We start from the raw sequence: 17,813 nt of genomic DNA on the forward strand, positions 1-17,813 counted from the left end.
CGAACAGTTTCATTCCAGTTTACCTGCTCGGACAAAGGCCGGCCGAAGCGATTGTGCCGCACATCCATGGTTCTGTCTAGTAGAACAGCGTTCCTGTTGACAGAACGTACCGAAATCGGCATGAATTTTTGCCGAGCGGGTCTGTTTTCAGGCTACGTTTCTGGCAGGCACCGGAGGAGGTGTCGTGATTTGGAGGAATCCCATGCTGAACAGACGCAGATTTTTGATGAGCACCGCGGCCGCAGGCGCTGCCGGATTCGTTGCAACGCATTTGACGCCCGCCCTCGGTCAGGATGCACCGCAGATCCAGATCTTCGTGCCGGCCGCGCCCGGCGGCGGCTGGGACCAGACGGGGCGCACCATCGACCAGGTGCTGCGCAGTGAAAAACTGATCTCCGGCTCGCAGATCACCAATGTCGGCGGCGCCGGCGGTACTGTCGGCCTGCCGCAGTTCATCAGCCAGTGGAAGGGCAAGGGCAATTCGCTGATGGTGGCCGGCATGGTCATGGTCGGCGCCATCATCGCCAACAAATCGGCCAACAACCTCTCCGAAGTGACGCCCATCGCTCGCCTCACCGGCGAGTTCGAGGCGCTGGTGGTGCCGGCGGATTCGCCGTTCAAGACGGCCGGCGATTTCGTCGCCGCGCTCAAAGCGGATCCGACCAAGGTTCCGGTGGCCGGCGGCTCGGCCGGTGGCTCCGACCACATCCTGTTCGGGCTGATCGCCAAGACGGTCGGCGTTCCGGCAACCAACCTCTCCTATGTGCCTTTCGCCGGCGGCGGCGAGGCGCTGTCGGCGCTGCTCGGCAACCAGGTGGCGGCCGGCATTTCCGGCTTCGGCGAGTTCTCCGAGCAGGTCAAGGCGGGCGCGCTTCGGCTGTTGGCGATCTCCGCCGACAAGCGCCAGGACGGCATCGACGCACCGACGATGAAGGAAGCCGGCATCGACGTCGAACTGTTCAACTGGCGCGGCGTATTCGCACCGCCAGGCGTCTCCGACGCCGACAAGGCGGCGATGGTCACGATGATCGAGACCATGGCCAAGAGCGATGCCTGGGCAGCCGAATGCAAGAACCGCAACTGGACCCCCATCCTTCTGACCGGCGACGATTATGCGAAATTCCTCGTCGACGACACCGCCCGCATCACCGCGATCCTCAAGGATCTCGGCCTCGCCTGATGTCTTCAGGGGCGGCCACGGCCGCCCCTTCCGACATTAGCCTGCGGCATGGACATATCATGCGCTGGGAGTGAAACTGCGGATGCGGCCGGCGGGAGGATGCCGGCCATCTCGGGAGGACATCGATGAGCACCAGCGACCAGCAGCCGGCGCCCCCGCGCCTTGCCATGCCCGAATTGTTGATCGGCATCGGGCTTCTCGCCTGTGCTGCGGCCGTGGCGTGGCAGACCCTGGCGATCCCGGTTTCGCCGCTCTATTCCAAGGTCGGGCCGACCGTCTTTCCCTACATCACCATGACCGGCATGATCGTGCTTTCGCTGCTGCTCATCGTCGCCGCGCTGCGCGGCGGCTGGCAGCCGCAGGAGGAAAAGGAAACGCCGACCGACTGGAAGGCCATGGGCATCGTCGTTGCCGGCCTGGTCGCCAATCTGGTGCTGATCCAGCCGCTCGGCTTCACCGCCGCCTCGGTCATCATGTTCGTGCTCGTCTGTTATGGCTTCGGCAGCAAGCACACGCTGCGCGATGCGCTGACCGGCCTGATCCTGGCGCTTGCCGCCTATTTCGGCTTTGCCAGGGCGCTCGGCGTCAACATTGGCGCCGGCTTCATCGAAAACCAGCTGAACACGGTGATCGACGCGATCATCGCCACTGCGAGGGGCTGACGCCATGGAGACGCTCGGCCATCTCGCCCACGGATTTTCCGTCGCTTTCTCGCCGATGAACCTGCTGTGGTGCCTGGTCGGCACCACGCTCGGCACGGCCATCGGCGTGCTGCCCGGCCTCGGGCCGGCGCTGACCATCGCGCTGCTGCTGCCGATCACCTACCAGGTGGCGCCGGAGGCGTCCTTCATCCTGTTTGCCGGCATCTATTACGGCGCCATGTATGGCGGCTCGACGACCTCGATCCTGCTCAACACGCCGGGCGAAAGCGCCACCATCGTCACCGCGCTGGAAGGCAACAGAATGGCCCGCTCGGGTCGCGGCGGCGCGGCACTGGCGACCTCGGCGATCGGCTCCTTCGTCGCCGGCACCATCGGCACGATGGGCGTCGCCTTCCTGGCGCCGGTGGTGGTGAAGTTCGCGCTGGCCTTTGGTCCGGCCGAATATTTCTCGCTGATGGTGCTCGCCTTCATCACGGTTTCGGCGGTGCTCGGCTCGTCCTCCGTGCGCGGCCTCACCAGCCTGTTCATCGGCTTCGTCATCGGCATGATCGGCGTCGACCTGCAGACGGGACAGCCGCGCTTCACCTTCGGCATGAACGAACTGCTCGATGGCGTCGATGTCATCATTGCGGCGGTCGGCCTGTTTGCCGTCGGCGAGACGCTCTACATGGCCTCGCGCCGCTATGCCGGCAAGGACGAGATCGTGCCGCTCAAGGGCTCGCTCTACATGACAGCGGCCGAATGGGGACGATCGTGGAAGCCATGGCTGCGCGGCGCTTTTATCGGCTTCCCGATCGGCGCCATGCCTGCCGGCGGCGCCGAGATCCCGACCTTCCTGTCCTATGCCATCGAAAAGAAGCTGTCGAAGCACAAGGAGGAGTTCGGCACGGTCGGCGCCATCGAGGGCGTTGCCGGACCGGAAGCCGCCAACAATGCGTCTGCCGCCGGCGTGCTGGTGCCGATGCTCACCCTTGGCCTGCCGACCTCGGCGACCGCCGCAATCATGCTGTCGGCCTTCCAGAGCTACGGCATCAATCCGGGACCGCTGCTGTTGACGACGCAGGCCGATCTGGTCTGGGGCCTGATCGCCAGCCTGTTCATCGCCAACGTCATCCTGGTCGTCCTCAACCTGCCGCTGATCGGGCTGTGGGTACGGCTGTTGAAAATCCCGGCGCCGCAGCTCTATGCCGGCATCCTGGTGTTCGCCACCGTCGGCACCTACGGCATCTCGCAATCGCCGATCGACCTCGTCATCCTCTATCTCCTGGGGGCCGCCGGCTTCCTGATGCGGCGCTTCGATTTCCCGACAGCGCCGGTCATCATCGGCATGATCCTGGGGCCGCTCGCCGAAACGCAGTTCCGCCGGGCGATGACGATCTCGAACGGCGACTGGTCGGTGTTCTACACCCACAAGCTGTCGCTGGTGCTGCTGATCCTCGCCTTCATCGGTCTCGCCGGGCCGCATATCTGGGCCTTCATCGAGCATCGGCGCCGGCGCGGGCCGGAGCATGTGCCGGGCGATGCCTGAGCAACCTGGAGCATCATGACCGATCTGCTTGCCGGCATCCGCATCCTCGACCTGACCAATGTGCTGGCGGGCCCTTATTGTGCCTACCAGCTGGCGCTGCTCGGCGCCGATGTCATCAAGGTCGAGACGCCGCAAGGCGGCGATCTGGCGCGCCAGCTCGGCGCCTCGCCGGCGCTCAACAATGCGGGCATGGGCGCGTCGTTCCTGGCGCAGAATGCCGGCAAGCGATCGGTGGTGCTGGATCTCAAGAGCGAAGCCGACCGCGAACGCTTCCTCGATCTCGTCGCCTCGGCCGACGCGCTGGTCGAGAATTTTCGACCGGGCGTGATGGGGCGGCTGGGTCTCGGCTATGAGGTGCTGAAAGCGGTCCGCCCCGGTCTCGTCTATTGCGCCATATCCGGTTTCGGCCAGAGCGGGCCGATGCGCGACAATCCGGCCTACGACCAGATCATCCAGGGGCTGTCCGGCATCATGAGCATCACCGGCACGCCGGAGACAGCACCCTTGCGGGTCGGCTATCCCGTCGCCGACACGCTGGGCGGGCTGGTCGGGGCCTTCGCCATTGCCGCGGCGCTGGTCAAGCAGAAGACCTCGGGCGAGGGCGCGTTTCTCGATGTCTCGATGCTCGAATGCACGCTGTCGGCGCTGGGCTGGCCGGTGTCCAACTATCTGACCGCCGGCGTCGAGCCGCAGCCGATGGGCAATGAGAACATGACGGCTGCGCCCTCCGGCGCGTTTCGCACCGGCGACGGCCTGCTCAACATCGCCGCCAACAAGCAGGAGCAGTTCGTCACGCTTTGCCGGCTGATCGGCCAGCCGGAACTGGCCGACGATCCGCGCTTTGCCGAGCGCGAGACGCGCAAGCAGAACCGCGCTGTGCTGAAGGTGCTGATCGAGACGGCTTTGGCGAGCGCCTCGGCCGCAGCCTGGGAGGAAAAATTCAACCGCGCCGGCGTGCCGGCGGGCCGGGTGCTGACGATCCCCCAAGTGCTTGGCGAGCGCCAGGTCGTCGAGCGCGACATGACCACGCGTTTCCAGGGTCTGCCCGGCATGGCGCAGCCGCTGACCGTGGTGCGCGGCGGCTTCATGGTCGATGGCGCGGCACCCTTGCCGGTCCTGCCGCCACCGGTGCTGGGTGAGCATATGGACGAGGTTTTTTCCACCCTGCCGCCGCGCGCCAGGAGAAGCGCGTGAGCGAGAGAAAAACCGGCCGCGAGCGCGGCGAGGAGTGGTGGCAGACCGGCATCATCGAGATGAGCCCCGGCATCATCCGGCTGCGCGGCTATGAAATCCAGGAGCTGATCGGCCGCGTCAGCTTCCCGGCAACGATCTGGCTGATGCTGCGCGGCGAATTGCCGAGCAAGGAGCAGGCGGCGCTGCTCGGCATTGCGCTGGGGGCGGCCGTCGACCACGGGCCGCAGGCGCCGTCGATCGCCATTGCACGCATGGCCATCACCTGCGGCGTCGGCATCAACAACGCCATGGCGTCCGCCGTCAACGTGCTGGGTGACGTGCATGGCGGCGCCGGCGAACAGGCGCTGTCCTTCTATGGCGACATTGCCGTGGCACTTGACCAGGGTGTTGCGCTGGACCAAGCCGTAGCCGCACGGCTCGACCGTTTCTTCGCCGAGGAGAAAGGCTATGTGCCGGGATTTGGCCATCGCTTCCACCCGGTCGATCCGCGCGCGCCGCGCCTGATCGCAGTGACGCGCGAGTTTGCCGCGCGCGGCGTCGTCAGCGGACGCTTTGCCGACATCGCCGGGGCCGTCGAATCAGAGGTGGCACGGCGCAAGGGGAAGAAAATACCGCTCAACATCGACGGCGCCACCGCCGTCATCTATGGCGAGCTCGGCTTTCCGCCGCCGTTGACGCGCGGCCTGTTCGTGCTCTCGCGCTCGGTCGGCATCCTGGCGCATGCATGGGAACAGTCGCAGCAAAGCGAGCGCAACAAAGGGCCGCTGCCGCGCGAATGGCTGTGGGCCTATACGGGCACGCCGCTGCGGCCATTTCCCGCTGAGGGGGATGAGGGTCTCGCTGAAGGGGACGAGGGCAAGTGAGGTTGGTCAGGCCGGGTCCGGCACTGCCGGCTGAGGCGGCGCCAGGTTGGCCATCAGCGTCGAGAGATCCGGCTCATCGATGAGCAACGCCGCGTCCTGCGGCTTGAGCCATGCCCGCTGGCGGCTCTTGGCCTCCTGCCAGTTGGCCAGTTCCTCGGACACCTCCAACAGATAGACGACGACGTCGACGCGCACAAAATTGTGCTCCAGCCGTTTCCAGTAGGAATAGCTGCCGGCAGGCGCCTTGCGGGTCTTGCCGAGCACGCCGGCTTCTTCGCGCGCCTCGATGGTGGCGGCCTTGCGCCCGCTCTTTCCTTTCATCGGCCAGCCCTTGGGCACGATAAAGCGCTTCGTCGCTCGCGACGTCACCAGCATCACTTCGAAATTGCCTGAAACGTCCAGACGAAAGGGAATGGCGGCGACCTGGCGAATGCGTTCGCCTCGCCTTGCCTTGCGTACCGCCTTTTTCTTCGTCGTCGCCATGTGCTGAAAATCCGGTCGGCGGGCGCACCGCCGCACGCCGCCTGCAAACCCTGATATGCCCGCGAGGCAATGAGCATTTTTAGTAAATAAGTCGACTAAGTAAATCGCTAGCAACCGATATCAACGGCAAACACGCACAATCTGGTTGTTGACGATCTGAATCGGACAAGCTTGCCGGACGACGGGCACTTCGGGGCGCGGCTGCGGCACGATCCGACGGTCCTGCTCGCGATATTGCTGCTGCTGTTGCTGGAACTGCTGCCGCTGCAGGCTGTTGCGCAATTGCTGCAGCTGGTTCTGCTGGATCAGCCGGTTGGCGCTGGGATTGACGGACTGGGCCGCAGCAGATTGCATGATGCCGGCGAGCGTTGCCGCCGCCAGCATTGCCGACATGAGAACTGTCGATAGGCGAAGCGTCGACATCAGTTCATTCCCGTACAGATATAACCTCCTCTCTATATAGGGCGTTCGTCTCGATCTGCCATGGGCCGGTCTGCCATGGGCCGATCTGCCACGGGTTGGCGAAATCCCTGAGGAAGCGGCCCGGCCGCACTTGACAGAAAAGATCGATTGACCGCTCTATCGGGCGCGGATCTCGGGCTCAATCGCGGCTGACTCGAGGCGCAATCGGGAGCATATCGATGAAAAGCAGGCAAGTATATTTCGCGGCGCTACTGGGCAGCATCTGTATTCTTGGCCCGGTGGCAGTCGCGGCGCAAACCAAGACCGACAAGGCGGCGCCTGCCGCCGCAGCGCCCGCCCCTGCTGCCGGCCCGACATTGCCTGGCGGCGCCTCGGCGCTGTCCGAGACACATGGCGACTGGACGGTCAATTGCCAGGTAACCGGCACGGCCAAGGTTTGCAGCCTGTCGCATCAGCAGTTCAACAAGCAGTCCAACCAGCGCCTGCTGGCGATCGAGCTGTCGAGCAAGAGCGGCGAGGATGCCGCCGGAACGCTGGCGCTGCCGTTCGGCCTGGCGCTCGCCAAAGGAGTCAGCCTGACCATCGACGACCAGAAGCTGGAAGGCAGCTTGCCGTTCAACACCTGCCAGGCCGTCGGCTGCCTGGTGCCGGTGGCGTTCGATGCCAGCGTCACGCCGCTGCTCAAGGCAGCCACCACGCTGAAGATCGACGCCTTCGCGGCCGACACCGGTCAAGCGGTGAGTTTCACCCTCCCGCTCAACGGCTTCGGCGGCGCACTGGCACGGACCGCGGAACTCTCGGCGGACTGAGCGGAAAACGTCCGGTCACTCAACCTCGCGCAGCCGGTACCCCACCCCGGTCTCGGTGGTGATGTAGCGCGGCTGGTCGGGCGACTTTTCGATCTTCTGCCGGAGCTGGCGGACATAGACCCTGAGATACTGCACGTCGGTCGAATCGCCCCACACCTGCTTCAGAATGAAATGGTGGGTCAGCACCTTGCCGGCATGCTGCACCATAATACGCAATATGTCGTATTCCTTGGGGGAGAGCTTTATCTCCTTGCCTTCGACCTTGACGATGCGCTTGACCAGGTCGACGCTGAGATCGCCGGTGTGGAACACCGGCTTCTCGCCCTGCTGCTGGAATTTGTGGCGCAGCGCGACGCGGATGCGGGCGACCAGCTCGTTCATGCCGAACGGCTTGGTGATGTAGTCGTCAGCGCCGAGTTCGAGCGCCGCGACGATGCCGGCTTCGTCGGTGCGGCTGGACAGGATGACCACGGGCACGTCGAGGCCGTCGCCGCGCCATTTCCGCAGGAGATCGAGGCCACCCATGCCGGGCAGGCCGAGGTCGAGCAGGATCAGATCCGGCTTTTGTGCATCGACGAGTTCGATCGCGGCCCCAGCATTGGGCGCCTCGCTGACCGCATAGCCCTGGCTGCCGAGGCCGACGCGCAGCAGTTTGCGGATCGGCGGCTCGTCATCGACGACCAGTATGCTGACATTGGAATTTGTCATGCCGGATCACCAGATGCTTGCTCGTCCACACCTGATACGTCCGTATCGGACGATTGTACCAACCTCGGCATGCGGATTGTGAAGACTGCGCCCGGGCGATCGCTGCGGTTCGCCGCCATGATCGTGCCGCCCATCGCCTCGATGAAGCCCCGGCAGATTGACAGGCCGAGCCCGGTGCCGGCCTGGACCTGATCGCGCTTGCGCACCCGGTAGAAGCTGTCGAAGACGCGCTCCAGGTCGGCGGGCGGAATGCCCGGTCCCTCATCCATGATCTGCAGCGCGACGGAGCCATTGTCGGCCCAGCCCTGCAGCCGGATTGTCGATCCCTGTGGCGCGTATTTCGCGGCATTGTCGAGCAGATTGAACAGCATTTGTTCGAACAGCACGGGATCAAGCTTCAGCATCGGCAGGTCGGCCGGAATATCAACCTCGGTCTTATGCCCGGCAGTGATCTTGCGTGCCCGCTGCAAGGCCGAGCCAACGACATCGCCGACATAGTGCAGGGCGAAATTCGGTTCCATGGCGCCCGATTCAATCTTGGTCATGTCGAGCAGATTGGCGATGAAGCGGTTCAGCCGTTCGGACTCGTCGAGCACGGTGGTCAGCAGCTCGGCCCGATCGTTCTCGGGCAGTGCCGGCGCAAATTCCCTGAGCGTGCCGGCCGCGCCCATGATGGCGGCCAGCGGCGTCTTCAGATCATGCGAGATCGACGTCAGCAGTGCCGAGCGCAAGCGGTCGGCCTCGGCCGCCAGCCTGGCGCGATCGACATCGGCGACCAGCTGGATGCGCTCGATGGCAACCGCCGCCTGATCGGCCAGCGCGTCGAGCAGGCGCTGTTGCTCGGGCGTCAAGAGCGGCCCCTGCTTGTCATTGTCGAGGCCAACGACGCCGATGGCGGTACGGCCGGTCCGCAAGGGCAGGTAGAGCCGTTTTGCCCCGGGCAGGGTATCGGCGCCACGGCCGGCAGCCCGGTTGTGTTCCCAGGCCCAGCGTGCAGCCGCGATGTCGGCCTCGGCCAGCGTGTCGTCGGGGGGATAACCGGCCTTGACGGTGATCGTGCCGTCCTCCGGCAACAGCAGCACTACGCGCAGCTTCAGCATCGAGGCGATCTGGAACGCGGTGGCCCACAAAACGTCGTCGAGCGTGCCCGCGCCGGCGAGTTTCTTGGAAAAGAGGTAGATGTCCTCGGTCGCCCGGGCGCGTGAACGGGCGGCGGCTGCCTGACGCTGCACACGCGCCGTCAGATTGCTGGCGATGACGGCAACGACGAGGAAGACGGCGAAGGCAACGATGCTCTCCGGATCGCGGATCGTCATCGTGTAGCGCGGCTCGAGAAAGAAGAAGTTGAAGGCAATGGCGCTGAGGAAACAGGCGTACAGCGCCGGCCACAGGCCAAAGGTCACTGCCGATGTCAGCACCGCCAGCAGAAGCACGCTGGCAAGGTTGCGAACGTCGAGGAACTGATCGAGGACGGCACTGACGGCAAGCGCGCCGGCGACATAGACGGTCGAGAAAAGATAAGGCCAGATTTGAAATGGCGTCTGCTCGGCCGCCGCCTTGACCCTCGACGTGGCCTCGTTGTCGCGCTCCGTTCCTGAAATGACATGGACGCTGATATCGCCGGCATTGCGGATCAGATCGTAGGTGAGCGAACCCTCGATCAGTTCGCGCCAGCGCGAGCGGGTCGGCCTGCCGACGACGATATGGGTGAAGTTGTTGGCCGTGGCGTGGCGGACGATGTCCTGGGCGACGTTCTGGCCCGGAATGGTCGTCACCTCGGCGCCGAGCTGCTCGGCCAGGCGCAAGAGCGTGGCCAGCTGGTCCTTGTCTTCCTCCGACATGGCGGCCGAACGCGGCGTGTCGACATGCAGCGCCGTCCACGGTGCGCGCAGCCGGCCGGCCAGCCGGCGCGCATAGCGGACACGAGACGCTCCGCCCGGACGCGCATCGACGCAGACGAGCACCCTTTCGCCCGCCGCCCAAGGGCCGGGAATCGCGTGCGACTGCATGTGGTTGAGCAACTGCTCGTCGACGCGCTGGGCGGTGCGGCGCAGCGCCAATTCCCGAAGCGCGGTCAGATTGCCCGGCGAGAAATAGTTTTCGACTGCGCGCTGGGCAGTGTTGGGGAAATAGACCTTGCCCTCTTTCAGCCGCTTGATCAGGTCGTCGGGCGTGAGGTCGATGATCTCGATGTCATCGGCCTGGTCGATGATGGAGTCCGGGACCGTTTCGCGCACCCTGACCCGGGTGATCTGCGCCACCACGTCATTCAGGCTCTCGACATGCTGGATGTTGAGCGTGGTGTAGACATCGATGCCGCGCGTCAGGATTTCCTGGACGTCGAGATAGCGCTTGGGGTGGCGGCTGCCTGGCGCATTGGTGTGGGCGAGTTCGTCGACGAGCACCAGCGCCGGCCGGCGGGCGAGAATGGCATCGATGTCCATCTCGTCCAGCACGCGGTCCTTGTAGTCGACCTTCTGGCGCGGGATCACCTCGTAGCCTTCGACCAGCGCCAGTGTTTCCTTGCGGCCGTGGGTCTCCACGACGCCGACCACTACGTCGACGCCGTCAGCCAGCCTGGCGCGGCCGGCCATCAGCATTTCATAGGTCTTGCCGACGCCGGGGGCAGCGCCGAGAAATATCCGCAGACGGCCGCGCTCTTCCCGTTCCGCATGCTCGAGCAGCGCGTCCGGAGAGGGTCTGGTATCGTTGCTTCTGGCGTCGGGCATCAGGCTCGATCATGAACGGCGCCGAGGATCGTGTCGATCCCCGGCCCCTGGCTTCAGAGATTGTCTCTCACTGCTTGGTATCGTCCAGTGCCAGGTTGAGCGCCAGCACATTGACGACCGGCTCGCCGAGGAAGCCGAGTTCGCGGCCTTCGACATGGCTGTCGACAAGCGCCTTGACCTTGGCTTCGTCGAAGCCCCTGGCCTTGGCCACCCGAGCGACCTGGAAATAGGCGGCGTCCGGGCTGATGGCGGGGTCCAGGCCGCTGCCGGACGTCGTCACCAGATCCATCGGCACCGGCTGGTTCGGGTTCTCCGCCTTCAGCTTTGCAACATCGCCCTTGATGCGGTCGATCAGCTTGGGGTTGGTTGGACCGAGATTGGAGCCGCTGGACGCTGCGGCGTTGTATCCGTCGCCGGCAGCCGAGGGGCGGCCATGGAAATACTTGTCGTCGGCAAAGCCCTGGCCGATCAGTTCGGAGCCGATGACCGTGCCGTTTTTCTCGATCAAGCTGCCATTGGCCTTGTGCGGAAACAGCGCCTGGGCGATGCCGGTCATGCCCAGGGGATAGATCAGGCCGGTCAAAACGGTGAAAAAGACGATCATGATAACAGCGGGTCTTATCTGAGTGAGCATGGACGTATTTCCTTAAGCGAGGCCGAGGCCGGTGACGATCATGTCGATCGCCTTGATGCCGACGAAGGGAACGATGATGCCGCCGAGGCCGTAGACCAGCAGGTTGCGGCTGAGCAGCGCGCCGGCGCCGATGGCGCGGTATTTGACGCCTTTAAGCGACAGCGGGATAAGAGCGATGATGATCAGCGCGTTGAAGATGATGGCCGACAGGATGGCGCTCTGCGGCGTCGCCAGATGCATGATGTTGAGCGCTTGCAGGGGGCCGATTGTATGTCCCGGCGCAACGTAGAAGACGGCAAACATGGCCGGGATGATGGCGAAGTATTTGGCGACGTCGTTGGCGATCGAGAAGGTCGTCAGCGAGCCGCGCGTCATCAGCAGCGCCTTGCCGATCTCGACGATCTCGATCAGCTTGGTCGGGTCACTATCGAGGTCGATCATGTTGCCGGCCTCGCGGGCGGCAACCGTGCCGGTGTTCATGGCGACGCCGACATCGGCCTGCGCCAAGGCCGGCGCGTCGTTGGTGCCGTCACCGCACATGGCGACCAGCTTGCCCTTGGCCTGTTCGTCGCGGATCAGCTTCAGCTTGTCCTCGGGCGTGGCCTGGGCGAGGAAATCGTCGACGCCGGCTTCGGCTGCGATCGCCGCCGCAGTCATCGGATTGTCGCCGGTGATCATCACGGTGCGGATGCCCATTTTGCGCAGTTCGGCAAAGCGCTCGCGGATACCACCCTTGACGATGTCCTTGAGGTGGACGACGCCGAGCAGGCGGCCGTCACGCTCGACGGCCAGCGGCGTGCCGCCCGACTTGGCGATCTCGTCGGCGATCGCCTGGAGATCCTTGACGGTGTCGCTGCCGGGGCGCGTGCCGTGAGTGGCCGATGTCGACTGGCTGACATAGGCGAGAACCGAATCGACGGCGCCCTTGCGCACCGACGAGCCATCGATGTCGACGCCGCTCATCCGGGTCTGCGCGGTGAAGGGCACGAAGCTGGCATGCAAGGTTGCCATGTCACGGGCGCGGATGGCGTATTTCTCCTTGGCCAGCACGACGATCGAGCGTCCCTCAGGCGTCTCGTCGGCGAGCGAGGCGAGCTGCGCGGCATCGGCCAGTTCCTGTTCGGTGACGCCCTTGACCGGCCGAAATTCGGTGGCCTGGCGGTTGCCGAGCGTGATGGTGCCGGTCTTGTCGAGCAAAAGCGTATCGACGTCGCCCGCCGCTTCGACGGCACGGCCGGACATGGCCAGCACGTTGAAGCGCACCAGGCGGTCCATGCCGGCAATGCCGATGGCCGACAGCAGGGCGCCGATGGTGGTCGGGATCAAGGTGACGAACAGCGCGACCAGCACCGTCACCGGGATATAGCCGCCGGAATAGGAGGCAAAGCTCGGGATCGTGGCGGTGGCCAGCACGAAGATCAGCGTCATGCCGACGAGCAGGATGTTGAGCGCGATCTCGTTGGGCGTCTTCTGGCGCGAGGCACCCTCGACCAGCGAGATCATGCGGTCGAGGAAGGTGTGGCCGGAGGCGGCTGATATGCGCACGCGAATCCAGTCGGACAGAACCTGCGTGCCGCCGGTGACCGCCGAACGGTCGCCGCCGGATTCGCGAATGACGGGTGCGGACTCGCCGGTGATTGCCGCCTCGTTGACCGAGGCCACGCCTTCGATCACTTCACCGTCGGACGGGATGATGTCGCCGGCTTCGACCAGCACGATGTCGCCAACCTTCAGGCTGGTGCCGGGCACCAGCTTGAACCTGGAGCGGTCTTCGCCGGCAAGCAGCTTGGCCTGGGTTTCGGTGCGCGCCTTGCGCAGCGAATCGGCCTGCGCCTTGCCGCGGCCTTCGGCGACGGCCTCGGCGAAGTTGGCGAACAGCACGGTGAACCACAGCCAGATGATGATCTGCAGCGTAAAGCCGAAATCGCCGCCGCCGGTGACGAGATCCTTGACGAACAGGACCGTGGTAAGAAGCGAGACGATGGCGACGACGAACATCACCGGGTTCCTGACCAGCGTGCGGGGGTCGAGTTTTCTGAAGGCGCCGCCGATGGCCGGCCACAGGATGCGGGCATCCATGATGCTCGCGGATTTGGACTGGCTCATTTGGTGGCTCCAGTATCTCTGATGTTGGCCGGCACCGAGTGGTCGGATGCCGAGAAAAGGGGCGGCGGCCCATAGGCCAGCAGCCAGATCACGATCATGACCGCCGCAATGCCGAGGAAGGTGGACACGCCGGGGAAGGGAGGGGGCGTTTCCTCCCCCTCATTGCCGGCTCGTGGGCCGGCTCGCGGCCGGGCCTTCATGCGTTTTGGGTAGAACCAGGACATGACAAGCCTCAGAATGTCTGGCCGTTGATGGCAGCCAGGTGCTCGACGATCGGTCCGATCGCCAGTGCCGGGAAGAAGGTCAGGCCGACGACGATCAGGATGACGCCGACGAGCAGGCCGACGAACAGCGGGCCGTCGGTCGGGAAGGTGCCGGCGGAAGCCGGAACCGTCTTCTTCGTCGCTAGCGAGCCGGCAATGGCAAGCGCTGGAATGATGACGAAGAAGCGACCCACCCACATGGAGATGCCGAGCGTGATGTTGTACCAGGGCGTGTTGCCGGAAAGGCCGCCAAAGGCCGAGCCGTTGTTGGCCGCCGCCGAAGTGTAGGCATAAAGAACCTCGGAAAAGCCATGCGGACCGCCATTGGCCATCGAGGCGACGGCGCTTGGCAGCACGACCGCTATTGCCGTGAAGACCAGCATGACCAACGGCAGAGCGAGGATGGCGAGCATTGCCATCTTGACCTCCTTGGCCTCGATCTTCTTGCCGAGATATTCGGGCGTGCGGCCAACCATCAGGCCGGCGACGAACACGGTGATGACGATGAACATGACGATGCCGTAGAAGCCGGCGCCGACGCCGCCGACGATGACTTCGCCGAGCTGCATGTTGAGCATCGGGATCAGGCCGCCAAGTGCTGTGAACGAGTCATGCATGGCGTTCACCGCACCGCAGCTCGCAGCCGTGGTGATGACGGCGAATAGTGCCGAAGCGGCAATGCCGAAGCGGCTCTCCTTGCCTTCCAAGTTGGCGCCGTCGACGCCCAACGCATGGACCAGCGGATTGCCCGCGGCTTCCGCCCAGTAGCAGATAACGACACCAGCGATGAACAGCACACCCATCGTGGCCAGGATCGCCCAGCCCTGGCGCTGGTTGCCGACCATGCGGCCGAAGACGTTGGTGAGTGCAGCACCCAGCGCGAAGATCGTCACCATCTGGATCATGTTGGAGATGGCGTCGGGGTTTTCGAAAGGATGCGCGGCATTGGCGTTGAAGAAGCCGCCGCCATTGGTGCCGAGCATCTTGATGGCAACCTGCGAGGCGACGGGCCCAAGGGCGAGCGTCTGCTTGGCGCCTTCGAGCGTGGTGGCATCGACATACGGCCCCATCGTCTGCGGCATGCCGAGCCAGACATAGACAAGGGTGAGCACGATGCTGAGCGGCAGCAGGATGTAGAGCGTGCAGCGGGTCATATCGACCCAGAAATTGCCGATCGATTTGGCCGAGGCGCGGGCGAAGCCGCGGATCAGCGCCACCGCGATGGCAATGCCCACGGCGGCCGACATGAAGTTCTGCACGGTCAGGCCGGCCATCTGCACGAGGTAGGACAACGTGCTTTCGCCGCCGTAATTCTGCCAGTTGGTGTTGGTGACGAAGCTGACGGCAGTGTTGAAGGCGAGATTGGGTTCGACCGATGCCATCCCGGCCGGATTGTAAGGCAGGACGCCCTGCAGGCGTTGCAGAAAGTACAGCACCAGGAAGCTGGCAAGGCTGAAGAAGATGATTCCTGCCGCGTAGGTCGTCCAGTGCTGCTCCTCGCGCTCGCTGGTTCCCGAAATGCGGTAGAGGCCGCGCTCAACGGGCCCGAGTATGGGCGAGAGAAAGGTGCGATCGCCATTGAAGACGCGGTACATGTAGCCGCCGAGCGGCTTCACCAGCAAAACGACGATCCCGCAATAAACCAGGATCTGTATCCATCCGTTGAGTGTCATGGCTTTCCGTGCCTTGCTTCAGAAGCGTTCTGGGCGAACGAGGGCGTATGTCAGGTAGACGAGCAGGAACAAGGTCACGCCGCCACCGAGGATGTAATCGACAAGCATGGTGCGATCCTTCCGCTTAAAGAGCGTCGCAAGCTTTGATGTAGGCGAGGGAAAGACCGAAGAACAAAACCTCGATCCCGATGACGACAATGTCCATGTGTGTTGGTCCTTGCTTCTGCTTGTATTTGGCGCCAGCGACTGGCGAGCCAGAAATTCCATGAGAACGGCCCGCCGTAACTCTGGGGTCACGGCGTCCGCAGCGTTTTGCTCGAGATGGAATATGGACCCGATCGCCATAAAGGTTCGAGACGGGGCCGGGAGGAAAGATATAAAATTCCTATAAAGATTTCCGGGAGATGGCTCCGTTCCGGGCCGCCAGAAACCGACGCCATGATATCGCGACCCCTCTTGCGGCGGCTCCGTCTTTCGAAACAATGGGAACGCAAAACGAGGGAAAAACAGATGCTCGACATGGCACCATCGAAACAGGCGGCGACATGGCTTTGCGCGCTTGCACGGGCGCTGGAAGCTGATGACGCCGAGGCGGCCGCCAACCTGTTCGTCGAGGATTGCTACTGGCGCGATCTGCTGGCTTTCACCTGGAACATCACCACGATGGAAGGCCGCGATGAGATCCGCGACATGCTGCAAGCGACGCTGGCGGAAGCGAAGCCCTCACACTGGACGCTGTCCGGCGAGGCGACCTCGGATGAGGGCACCGTCGAGGCCTGGTTCACGTTCGAAACGGCGGTCGCGCGGGGCGAAGGGATTGTGCGCCTTACGGACGGCCGCTGCCGGACCTTGTTCACGGCGGTGCGTGAGCTCAAGGGGTTCGAGGAACAAAAGGGACCGGCGCGGCCGCTTGGTATCCGTCACAAGGCCGATCCGAAGCGCGAAACCTGGGCGGAGGCGCGGGCGCGCGAGACGCGCGACCTCGGCGCCACCGAGCAGCCCTATTGCCTGGTGATCGGCGGCGGGCAGGGCGGCATCATGCTCGGCGCGCGGCTGAGGCAGCTCGGTGTGCCCACCATCATCATCGAGAAAAATGCGCGCCCCGGCGATTCCTGGCGCAACCGTTATCGCTCGCTCGTGCTCCACGATCCGGTCTGGTACGACCATCTGCCCTACATTCCGTTCCCGGAGAACTGGCCGGTGTTCACGCCCAAGGACAAGATGGGCGACTGGCTGGAGATGTACACCAGGGTGATGGAGCTCAACTACTGGGTCGCCACCAAATGCCTCAGCGCCAGCTATGACGAGGCCGAGAAGGTGTGGACTGTGGTGGTCGACCGCGTCGGCCGGCAGATCACGCTGAAGCCGAAGCACATTGTCTTTGCCACCGGCGCCTATGGCCCGCCACGCCAGATCGCGCTGCCCGGCGCCGAGACCTTCAAGGGCGAACTCCTGCATTCCAGCCAGTATGCAAGCGGCGAGAAATTCCGCGGCAGACGTGTCGCTGTCATCGGCGCGGCAAGCTCGGGGCACGATGTCAGCGTCGACCTCTGGGAAAGCGGCGCCGATGTCACCATGATCCAGCGCTCGCCGACGACAGTGGTGAAATCCGACACTCTGATGGAAGTCGGCTTCGAGATCTTTTCGGAAAAGGCTCTGGCGCGTGGCATCAGCACCGACAAGGCCGACCTGATCGTCGCGTCGACGCCGTTCGCGCTGGTGCCCAAGGGCCAGCGAGATCTGTACGAAGTTATCAAGGCGCGCGATGCGTCCTTCTACGACCGGCTGCGCGCCGCCGGCTTCGCCATCGATTTCGGCGAGGACGAGACCGGGCTGTTGATGAAGGCCTACCGCACCGGCTCCGGCTACTACATCGATGTCGGCGCCTGCGAACTGATCATCAATGGCGAGATCAAAGTGAAGAGCGGCGTCGGCATCAGTTCATTGACGCCGACCGGCATCCTGTTCGACGACGGCAGCGAACTGGCGGTCGATGCAATCGTCGCCTGCACCGGCTACCAGTCGATGAACGAGACGGTGGCAGCCATCGTCTCGCGTGAGGTCGCCGACAAGGTCGGGCCATGCTGGGGCCTCGGCTCCGGCGTCAAAGGCGATCCCGGTCCTTGGCAAGGCGAGCTGCGCAACATGTGGAAGCCGACAGCGCAGGACGCGCTGTGGTTCCACGGCGGCAATCTGGCGCTGTCGCGGTTTTACTCGAAATATGTGGCGCTGCAGATCAAGGCGCGGATGGAGGGGATCGCGACGCCGGTGTTTTGGGGCGGTGAGTAATTCGGGCGCTAGCGATCTCCCCCATTGAGGGGGAGATGTCGCCGAAGGCGACAGAGGGGGTCGCCACGCGTGGAGCGCTGACCTTCATTGGTAGTGTGCTGAGAGTTCTGCAAATTCGCTGAGAGGGGGCGGTCATGGCAGGCTGGTGATTGTTCACGTCACTGATTCCCGCGAAGGAACGCCGCCATGACCAAGACTGAAGTTAAGACCGCCAGCGCTGCCGTCAAAGACATTTTGCTTTCGAACCCGGATGGATTGCACGAAGTGCT

General features: G+C 64.2%; 16 protein-coding genes. 7 read left to right on the forward strand and 9 right to left on the reverse strand.

Going from position 1 to position 17,813, the window contains the following annotated elements:
* The first annotated feature begins 202 nt into the window (after nt 1-202).
* The 5 genes from NKI46_RS16910 to NKI46_RS16930 all read left to right on the forward strand — a co-directional run bounded on the left by NKI46_RS16910 (nt 203) and on the right by NKI46_RS16930 (nt 5,427).
* A complete protein-coding gene (locus NKI46_RS16910; protein WP_023726470.1) occupies nt 203-1,180 on the forward strand; it encodes a Bug family tripartite tricarboxylate transporter substrate binding protein in 978 nt (325 codons plus the stop codon).
* Between the two features lie 125 nt (nt 1,181-1,305).
* The gene (locus tag NKI46_RS16915; protein WP_023683087.1) at nt 1,306-1,842 is read left to right on the forward strand and encodes a tripartite tricarboxylate transporter TctB family protein; all 537 of its coding nucleotides are present in this window, start codon (nt 1,306-1,308) and stop codon (nt 1,840-1,842) included.
* Nucleotides 1,843-1,846: 4 nt separating this feature from the next.
* Nucleotides 1,847-3,370: a tripartite tricarboxylate transporter permease gene (locus tag NKI46_RS16920; RefSeq protein WP_023686551.1), complete on the forward strand. Its 1,524-nt coding sequence runs from the start codon at nt 1,847-1,849 to the stop codon at nt 3,368-3,370.
* A 15-nt stretch (nt 3,371-3,385) separates the two neighbouring features.
* The gene (locus NKI46_RS16925) at nt 3,386-4,564 is read left to right on the forward strand and encodes a CaiB/BaiF CoA transferase family protein (protein ID WP_031199647.1); all 1,179 of its coding nucleotides are present in this window, start codon (nt 3,386-3,388) and stop codon (nt 4,562-4,564) included.
* Complete coding sequence (locus NKI46_RS16930) at nt 4,561-5,427, forward strand: citryl-CoA lyase (protein ID WP_352747045.1); 867 nt, start codon at nt 4,561-4,563, stop codon at nt 5,425-5,427. Before NKI46_RS16925 ends, NKI46_RS16930 begins: the two co-directional genes overlap by 4 nt.
* A 6-nt stretch (nt 5,428-5,433) precedes the next feature.
* On the opposite strand, the gene NKI46_RS16935 is transcribed toward NKI46_RS16930, so the two are convergent.
* Nucleotides 5,434-5,910, reverse strand: coding sequence for an NUDIX hydrolase (locus tag NKI46_RS16935; protein ID WP_023669717.1), 477 nt, complete (start codon nt 5,908-5,910; stop codon nt 5,434-5,436).
* 120 nt (nt 5,911-6,030) lie between these two features.
* A complete protein-coding gene (locus NKI46_RS16940) occupies nt 6,031-6,333 on the reverse strand; it encodes a hypothetical protein (protein ID WP_023683090.1) in 303 nt (100 codons plus the stop codon).
* A gap of 218 nt (nt 6,334-6,551) precedes the next feature.
* Here NKI46_RS16940 and NKI46_RS16945 point away from each other — a divergent pair, with 218 nt between their 5' ends.
* Complete coding sequence (locus tag NKI46_RS16945; RefSeq protein ID WP_352747048.1) at nt 6,552-7,142, forward strand: invasion associated locus B family protein; 591 nt, start codon at nt 6,552-6,554, stop codon at nt 7,140-7,142.
* A 15-nt stretch (nt 7,143-7,157) separates the two neighbouring features.
* Here the strand turns inward: NKI46_RS16945 and NKI46_RS16950 are convergent, their stop codons facing one another.
* The 7 genes from NKI46_RS16950 to NKI46_RS16980 form a co-directional block, all read right to left on the reverse strand.
* A complete protein-coding gene (locus NKI46_RS16950; RefSeq protein ID WP_023824615.1) occupies nt 7,158-7,850 on the reverse strand; it encodes a response regulator transcription factor in 693 nt (230 codons plus the stop codon).
* Nucleotides 7,847-10,579: a DUF4118 domain-containing protein gene (locus NKI46_RS16955; RefSeq protein WP_352747051.1), complete on the reverse strand. Its 2,733-nt coding sequence runs from the start codon at nt 10,577-10,579 to the stop codon at nt 7,847-7,849. The genes NKI46_RS16950 and NKI46_RS16955 overlap by 4 nt, the downstream gene beginning before the upstream one ends.
* Nucleotides 10,580-10,646: 67 nt before the next feature.
* A complete protein-coding gene (gene kdpC, locus NKI46_RS16960; RefSeq protein ID WP_023710827.1) occupies nt 10,647-11,213 on the reverse strand; it encodes a potassium-transporting ATPase subunit KdpC in 567 nt (188 codons plus the stop codon).
* Nucleotides 11,214-11,225: 12 nt separating this feature from the next.
* Nucleotides 11,226-13,319 carry a potassium-transporting ATPase subunit KdpB gene (kdpB, locus tag NKI46_RS16965; protein ID WP_352747055.1) on the reverse strand — a complete coding sequence of 698 codons (2,094 nt, stop codon included), beginning with the start codon at nt 13,317-13,319 and terminating at the stop codon, nt 11,226-11,228.
* Nucleotides 13,316-13,543 carry a hypothetical protein gene (locus NKI46_RS16970; RefSeq protein ID WP_352747058.1) on the reverse strand — a complete coding sequence of 76 codons (228 nt, stop codon included), beginning with the start codon at nt 13,541-13,543 and terminating at the stop codon, nt 13,316-13,318. Before NKI46_RS16970 ends, kdpB begins: the two co-directional genes overlap by 4 nt.
* 8 nt (nt 13,544-13,551) lie before the next feature.
* Nucleotides 13,552-15,255, reverse strand: a complete 1,704-nt coding sequence (gene kdpA, locus NKI46_RS16975) for a potassium-transporting ATPase subunit KdpA (protein WP_023683095.1) — start codon at nt 15,253-15,255, stop codon at nt 13,552-13,554.
* Nucleotides 15,256-15,273: 18 nt separating this feature from the next.
* A complete protein-coding gene (locus NKI46_RS16980; protein ID WP_023669708.1) occupies nt 15,274-15,363 on the reverse strand; it encodes a K(+)-transporting ATPase subunit F in 90 nt (29 codons plus the stop codon).
* Between the two features lie 402 nt (nt 15,364-15,765).
* Here NKI46_RS16980 and NKI46_RS16985 point away from each other — a divergent pair, with 402 nt between their 5' ends.
* Nucleotides 15,766-17,544 (forward strand): flavin-containing monooxygenase, encoded by a 1,779-nt coding sequence (locus NKI46_RS16985; protein ID WP_352747062.1) that lies wholly within the window; start codon nt 15,766-15,768, stop codon nt 17,542-17,544.
* Nucleotides 17,545-17,813 lie beyond the last annotated feature (269 nt).

The organism is Mesorhizobium sp. M0615 (assembly GCF_040320805.1).
Taxonomy (GTDB): Bacteria; Pseudomonadota; Alphaproteobacteria; order Rhizobiales; family Rhizobiaceae; genus Mesorhizobium.

Excerpts from the sequence above, each read along its gene's own strand:
- NKI46_RS16950 (WP_023824615.1), bottom strand. The coding sequence starts at position 7,850 with ATGACAAATTCCAATGTCAGCATACTGGTCGTCGATGACGAGCCGCCG.
- NKI46_RS16915 (WP_023683087.1), top strand. The coding sequence starts at position 1,306 with ATGAGCACCAGCGACCAGCAGCCGGCGCCCCCGCGCCTTGCCATGCCC.
- NKI46_RS16920 (WP_023686551.1), top strand. The coding sequence starts at position 1,847 with ATGGAGACGCTCGGCCATCTCGCCCACGGATTTTCCGTCGCTTTCTCG.
- kdpA (WP_023683095.1), bottom strand. The coding sequence starts at position 15,255 with ATGACACTCAACGGATGGATACAGATCCTGGTTTATTGCGGGATCGTC.
- NKI46_RS16935 (WP_023669717.1), bottom strand. The coding sequence starts at position 5,910 with ATGGCGACGACGAAGAAAAAGGCGGTACGCAAGGCAAGGCGAGGCGAA.
- NKI46_RS16970 (WP_352747058.1), bottom strand. The coding sequence starts at position 13,543 with ATGTCCTGGTTCTACCCAAAACGCATGAAGGCCCGGCCGCGAGCCGGC.
- NKI46_RS16985 (WP_352747062.1), top strand. The coding sequence starts at position 15,766 with ATGCTCGACATGGCACCATCGAAACAGGCGGCGACATGGCTTTGCGCG.
- NKI46_RS16955 (WP_352747051.1), bottom strand. The coding sequence starts at position 10,579 with ATGCCCGACGCCAGAAGCAACGATACCAGACCCTCTCCGGACGCGCTG.
- NKI46_RS16940 (WP_023683090.1), bottom strand. The coding sequence starts at position 6,333 with ATGTCGACGCTTCGCCTATCGACAGTTCTCATGTCGGCAATGCTGGCG.
- NKI46_RS16925 (WP_031199647.1), top strand. The coding sequence starts at position 3,386 with ATGACCGATCTGCTTGCCGGCATCCGCATCCTCGACCTGACCAATGTG.
- NKI46_RS16945 (WP_352747048.1), top strand. The coding sequence starts at position 6,552 with ATGAAAAGCAGGCAAGTATATTTCGCGGCGCTACTGGGCAGCATCTGT.
- kdpB (WP_352747055.1), bottom strand. The coding sequence starts at position 13,319 with ATGAGCCAGTCCAAATCCGCGAGCATCATGGATGCCCGCATCCTGTGG.
- kdpC (WP_023710827.1), bottom strand. The coding sequence starts at position 11,213 with ATGCTCACTCAGATAAGACCCGCTGTTATCATGATCGTCTTTTTCACC.
- NKI46_RS16910 (WP_023726470.1), top strand. The coding sequence starts at position 203 with ATGCTGAACAGACGCAGATTTTTGATGAGCACCGCGGCCGCAGGCGCT.
- NKI46_RS16980 (WP_023669708.1), bottom strand. The coding sequence starts at position 15,363 with ATGCTTGTCGATTACATCCTCGGTGGCGGCGTGACCTTGTTCCTGCTC.